This window comes from Tardiphaga sp. (genome assembly GCF_028290785.1).
Lineage (GTDB): Bacteria > Pseudomonadota > Alphaproteobacteria > Rhizobiales > Xanthobacteraceae > Tardiphaga.
On the sequence record NZ_JAQGJD010000029.1, the window covers coordinates 1 to 4,519 of the forward strand.

The window sequence follows — 4,519 nt, forward strand, 5'->3', positions numbered from 1 at the left end:
CGAAGCAATCCAGTTCTTACGGAGTCTGCTGCTTCTGGATTGCCGCGTCGCTTCGCTCCTCGCAATGACGGCTGAGGGGCCTGCGCAACTAAAGCTAAAACAACGACCCCTGCCCGTCATCGGCAGCGACAGCCACGGCCTTGCGCACGACCTTCTTCGTCGGCGTCGCCGCTTCCGCAGCCTGCGCCGCCGATATCGGCAGCACCAGTTGCGCGTCGTCATTCGCCACCTTGTTGACCGCGCTCGATACCGGGTGCCAGGCAAACGAACCGTCGGCCGGCGCATGCAGCATCGTCATGACGTCCGACGCGCTGTCGCTGCTGCAATCCAGCCAGCGCGCAAAATCGTCCGGTGCGATCGTGACCGGCACGCGGTGATGCAGCACCGACATCCCGGTACTCGCAGCCGCGGTGATGATGGCGACCGTATCCAGTTCCTCGCCGTTCGGTCCCATCCAGGTCTCCTGCAGGCCCGCGAATCCCATCGGCCCGCCATGGGATGGATGGATAAAATACGGCTGCTTCCGTTCACCGAGCGTTTGCCATTCGTAATAGCCATCGGCCGGTATCAGGCAGCGCCGACGTCGGATCGCGTTTTTGAACGCGGGCTTTTCTTGCACGGTCTCGGCGCGGGCATTAATCAACAGCGTGAACTGGCGGGGGTCCTTGACCCACGACGGCAGCAGGCCCCAGCGCATCAACCGAAAATGGCGTGCGCCGTTTTCCTCGATGACAACGGGAACCGGCTGGGTCGGTGCAACATTATACCGCGCTGGAAAATTCGGCTGCTCAATGTAGCCGAATACCCTCCGCAACGCCTCCGGCGCCGATGTAATGACGAACCGTCCACACATTCTCTATCCGAGCGCGATGTCTTCAGGCGGTTTTAACCCAAAACGCCAAGAGTGCGAAAGATGACCATGACGGCCCTCAGACCGGCGGAGCACGATCGCCACGACCCGGGAAGCGCCGATGCAGCTCCGGCTGCGTCCGCCGCGGAGCTGTCGGCTGCCAACATCAATCCTCGCACCGGCCTCGCCACCGATTACCTCAACCATTTCAACGAAGCGATCATGCTGCTTGAGCTGATCCCGGACATGCCGGATTGCTACGAGCTATTCCTGGAATGGCAGCCGCTGACCTATGCCGAGCATTTCATCAAATCCAACTTCAAGGCCCGCGATCTGGCCATCGCCGCGTACAATTCCGCGCGCCCCAGCGTGCGCGCCGAGTTCGATACGGTGGTCGCCACCATGACCTCGATCCTGACTGCCGTGGGCGACGCCATGCGCGAAGTGCACCAGGACAAGACCCGCGCCACGCTGGCCGAACAGGCCTCCGACTGGGTCAAGCCGCTGGTCGGCGTGGCCGGCGGCGTGATCAATGGCCGCGATCAGGAATCCGACGTCGATACCATCATGGCGCACGCGGCGTCATGACATCTGAACCCGTCATCCGTCCGCAACTCGCCGTCAGCGCCTCGATTTTTCGCGATGGGCGAGTGCTGCTGGTGCAGCGCGCGCACCCGCCTGCCAAGGGCGCGTGGTCGGTGCCCGGCGGCAGGGTCGAATTCGGCGAGCCGCTGCATGTGGCATTGGCGCGCGAAGTGATGGAAGAAACCGGGCTCGAAATCGAGATTCTCGGCATGGCCGGCTGGCGCGAGGTGCTGCCGGCGACCTCCGGCGGCAAGCATTTTGTCGTGATGTCGTTCGCGGCGCGCTGGGTCGCCGGGGAGCCGACATTGAACGAGGAATGCGATGATTTCGCCTGGCTGCCGCCGGATGCGCTCGGCCCCCGGCAGTTGACGCCCGGCCTGCAGGACATCATCGACGCGGCGCGCGCTCTGGCCGAGGCCTGAACCGCCGCAGCGGCCGCTCGCCTTGCGTCCCGCCCCCCGAAAAGGCATATCAGCCGGGTCCCGGACACCTGTTCATGCTCAAGCGTCTCACCGCCGTCTTGCTCCTTGTCGCGGCCTTCGGCCTGGGCCCCGCCCGGGCGCAGGACGTGGCGGCGCCGTTCGATGCCGACCTGCAGCGGCTGGCCGAGATCCTCGGCACGCTGCATTACCTGCGCGGCATCTGCGGCAACAACGAAGGCGCCAAGTGGCGCAACGAGATGCAGGCATTGACCGATGCCGAAACGCCGTCCGGCGAGCGCCGCGCCCGCATGATCGCGGGCTTCAACCGCGGCTATAACGGCTTCCAGCAGACCTATCGCACCTGCACCCCCGCGGCCGGCATCGCCATCCGCCGCTATATCGAGGAAGGCGCGAAGATTTCGCGCGACCTCACCGCCAGGTATGCGAACTGAATGAACATCTTCACGCCGACCGCTCCCGCCATCGACACCGTGTTCTTCGATCTCGACGGCACGCTGACCGACCCCAAGATCGGCATCACCGCCTCGATCCAGTATGCGCTGGCCCGGTTCGATATAAGGGTGCCGACGCAGGACGAATTGCTCTGGTGCATCGGCCCGCCGCTGCACGCCAGCTTCAAGGCATTGCTCGGCACCACCGACGCCGATGCCGACCGCGCGGTCGATTATTATCGCGAACGTTTTGGCGATGTCGGGCTGTTCGAGAACACGCTTTATGCCGGCATCGAGGAAACGCTGACGGCCGTCGCCGCGCCGGGGCGCCGGCTGTTCGTCGCCACCAGCAAGCCGCATGTGTTTGCCGACCGCATCATCGACCACTTCGGACTGCGACCGCATTTCGGCCGCGTGTTCGGCTCCGAACTCGACGGCACCCGCGTCCACAAGACCGACCTGCTGCGCTACGCGCTGGACGAGACCGCCACCGACCCCGCGCGCGCGATCATGATCGGCGACCGCCAGCACGACATCATCGGCGCCGCCAACAACGGCATCGCCACCATCGGCGTGCTGTACGGCTATGGCAGCCGCGCGGAATTGGTCGATGCCGGCGCGGGGCATCTGTGCAAGGCGCCGGGAGAGATTCCGGGATTGATCAAGTAGTCTCGTGTCCCGGACGCGCTGCGGCATTTTTATGCCGCTGCGCAGATCCGGGATCCCGGTTTCTTCGAATTGTAGCAACCGGGGCCCCGGCTCTGCGAAGCAGCACTTCGTGCTGCATCGCGTCCGGGGAACGGCCGAGCGCAGCGATCGTCCTCAATGCTTCCCCGCGCCCATATAGCCGAACAAAAACCCCGCGACCTTGCGCTTCTGGATTTCCTCGCTGCCTTCGGTGATGCGGTAGCGGCGGTGGTGGCGGTAGATGTGCTCGAACGGCTTGTGGCGCGAATAGCCCATGCCGCCATGCACCTGCATGGCGCGGTCGGCGGCTTCGCAGCACAGCCGGTTGGCCCAGAAATTACACATCGAGACGCGATCGGACAGCGTGTGCTCGACCTCGGCCTGCGTCAGTTTGTCCATTTCCCACGCGGTCTTGCGGATCAACAGCCGCAGCATCTCGGCCTGCGTCGCCAGCTCCACCAGCGGCCACTGGATCGCCTGGTTCTCGGCGAGCGCGCGGCCAAAGGGTTTTCGCTCGCGGGCGTATTTCACGCTTTCCTCGATGCAGTACACCGCGGCGCCCAGCGAACTCGCCGCCTGCCGGATCCGGTTCTCGTGCACGAAACATTGCGCCAATGACAGCCCGCGGCCGACCTCGCCGAACAGCGCATCGTCCGGCACGAACACGTCGGTAAAACTGACCCGCGGATGATCGGTCGGCATGTTGAAGGTCCACATGTACTCCTCGATCTTCACGCCCGCCGCCTTCGCCGGCACCAGGAAGCAGGTGATGCCGCGCGCGTCGCCGTCATTGCCGGAGGTGCGCGCGAACAGCGCGCAATGCGTCGCCACATGCATGCCGGTGGTCCACATTTTCTCGCCGTCGATCACCCAGCCCTTGACGCCGTCGCGCGTGGCTTGCACCGCGCGGGTCTCCATATGCGTCGCATCGGAGCCGTGTTCGGGCTCGGTCAACCCGAACGTGATGCGATATTTTCCAGTGATGGAGCCTTCGATCATCGCCTTCTGGTCGTCGCGGCCGTAGCGATCCAGCATCGTCACCAGCGGCAGGTTGCCGACGATGGAATGCTCGTTCTGCAGGTCGTTGTGCAGGCCGAGGCCTTTCGACGCAAAATGTTCGCGGATCACCGCCATCCACAGATTGCTGCCGGCCTGGCCGCCATAGGCCTTCGGGATCGCGAAGCGCAGATGGCCAGCGGTATCGGCGAGGTTCTTCACCCGGCGCAGCAGCGCTTCCCATTCATGCCGCGGCAATCCGCCGTTCTCGAAATCGGTGCGCGCCCATTCGCGGCGGTGATCGAAGAAGCGGATGTTGTCGTCCGCGTTCTCGATCGGCTTGATCTCGCGGGCGATGAAACTGTCGAGCTCGTCGAGATAGGCGACGAGGTCGGCCGGCAACGAAAAATCCAAGGCAGTTTCTCCCGAAAGGTCGTCTTATTTTCATTTGCGTTAAGGCGCTGCGAGGCCCCTGCTCCATCGATTAAGGTGAGAAGACGACTTCCAAGTCAAGCAGTGGAATATCG

Annotated in this window: 6 protein-coding genes; 4 read left to right on the plus strand and 2 right to left on the minus strand. The window is 64.1% G+C overall.

Going from position 1 to position 4,519, the window contains the following annotated elements; genetic code table 11:
• Positions 1–94 precede the first annotated feature (94 nt).
• Positions 95–853, minus strand: coding sequence for an SOS response-associated peptidase (locus JWR89_RS01720; protein ID WP_299710989.1), 759 nt, complete (start codon positions 851–853; stop codon positions 95–97).
• Positions 854–913: 60 nt separating this feature from the next.
• On the opposite strand from JWR89_RS01720, the gene JWR89_RS01725 reads away from it, so the two are divergent.
• From JWR89_RS01725 to JWR89_RS01740, 4 genes are all read left to right on the plus strand, one after another.
• Complete coding sequence (locus JWR89_RS01725) at positions 914–1,438, plus strand: hypothetical protein (RefSeq protein WP_299710992.1); 525 nt, start codon at positions 914–916, stop codon at positions 1,436–1,438.
• Positions 1,435–1,857, plus strand: coding sequence for an NUDIX hydrolase (locus JWR89_RS01730; protein ID WP_299710995.1), 423 nt, complete (start codon positions 1,435–1,437; stop codon positions 1,855–1,857). Before JWR89_RS01725 ends, JWR89_RS01730 begins: the two co-directional genes overlap by 4 nt.
• Positions 1,858–1,931: 74 nt before the next feature.
• Complete coding sequence (locus JWR89_RS01735) at positions 1,932–2,309, plus strand: TIGR02301 family protein (protein WP_299710998.1); 378 nt, start codon at positions 1,932–1,934, stop codon at positions 2,307–2,309.
• Between the two features lie 30 nt (positions 2,310–2,339).
• A complete protein-coding gene (locus JWR89_RS01740; protein WP_299711004.1) occupies positions 2,340–2,978 on the plus strand; it encodes an HAD family hydrolase in 639 nt (212 codons plus the stop codon).
• Positions 2,979–3,131: 153 nt separating this feature from the next.
• Here the strand turns inward: JWR89_RS01740 and JWR89_RS01745 are convergent, their stop codons facing one another.
• Positions 3,132–4,406, minus strand: coding sequence for an acyl-CoA dehydrogenase family protein (locus JWR89_RS01745; RefSeq protein ID WP_299711001.1), 1,275 nt, complete (start codon positions 4,404–4,406; stop codon positions 3,132–3,134).
• Positions 4,407–4,519: the final 113 nt, after the last annotated feature.

Excerpts from the sequence above, each read along its gene's own strand:
- JWR89_RS01720 (WP_299710989.1), bottom strand. The coding sequence starts at position 853 with ATGTGTGGACGGTTCGTCATTACATCGGCGCCGGAGGCGTTGCGGAGG.
- JWR89_RS01725 (WP_299710992.1), top strand. The coding sequence starts at position 914 with ATGACCATGACGGCCCTCAGACCGGCGGAGCACGATCGCCACGACCCG.
- JWR89_RS01730 (WP_299710995.1), top strand. The coding sequence starts at position 1,435 with ATGACATCTGAACCCGTCATCCGTCCGCAACTCGCCGTCAGCGCCTCG.
- JWR89_RS01735 (WP_299710998.1), top strand. The coding sequence starts at position 1,932 with ATGCTCAAGCGTCTCACCGCCGTCTTGCTCCTTGTCGCGGCCTTCGGC.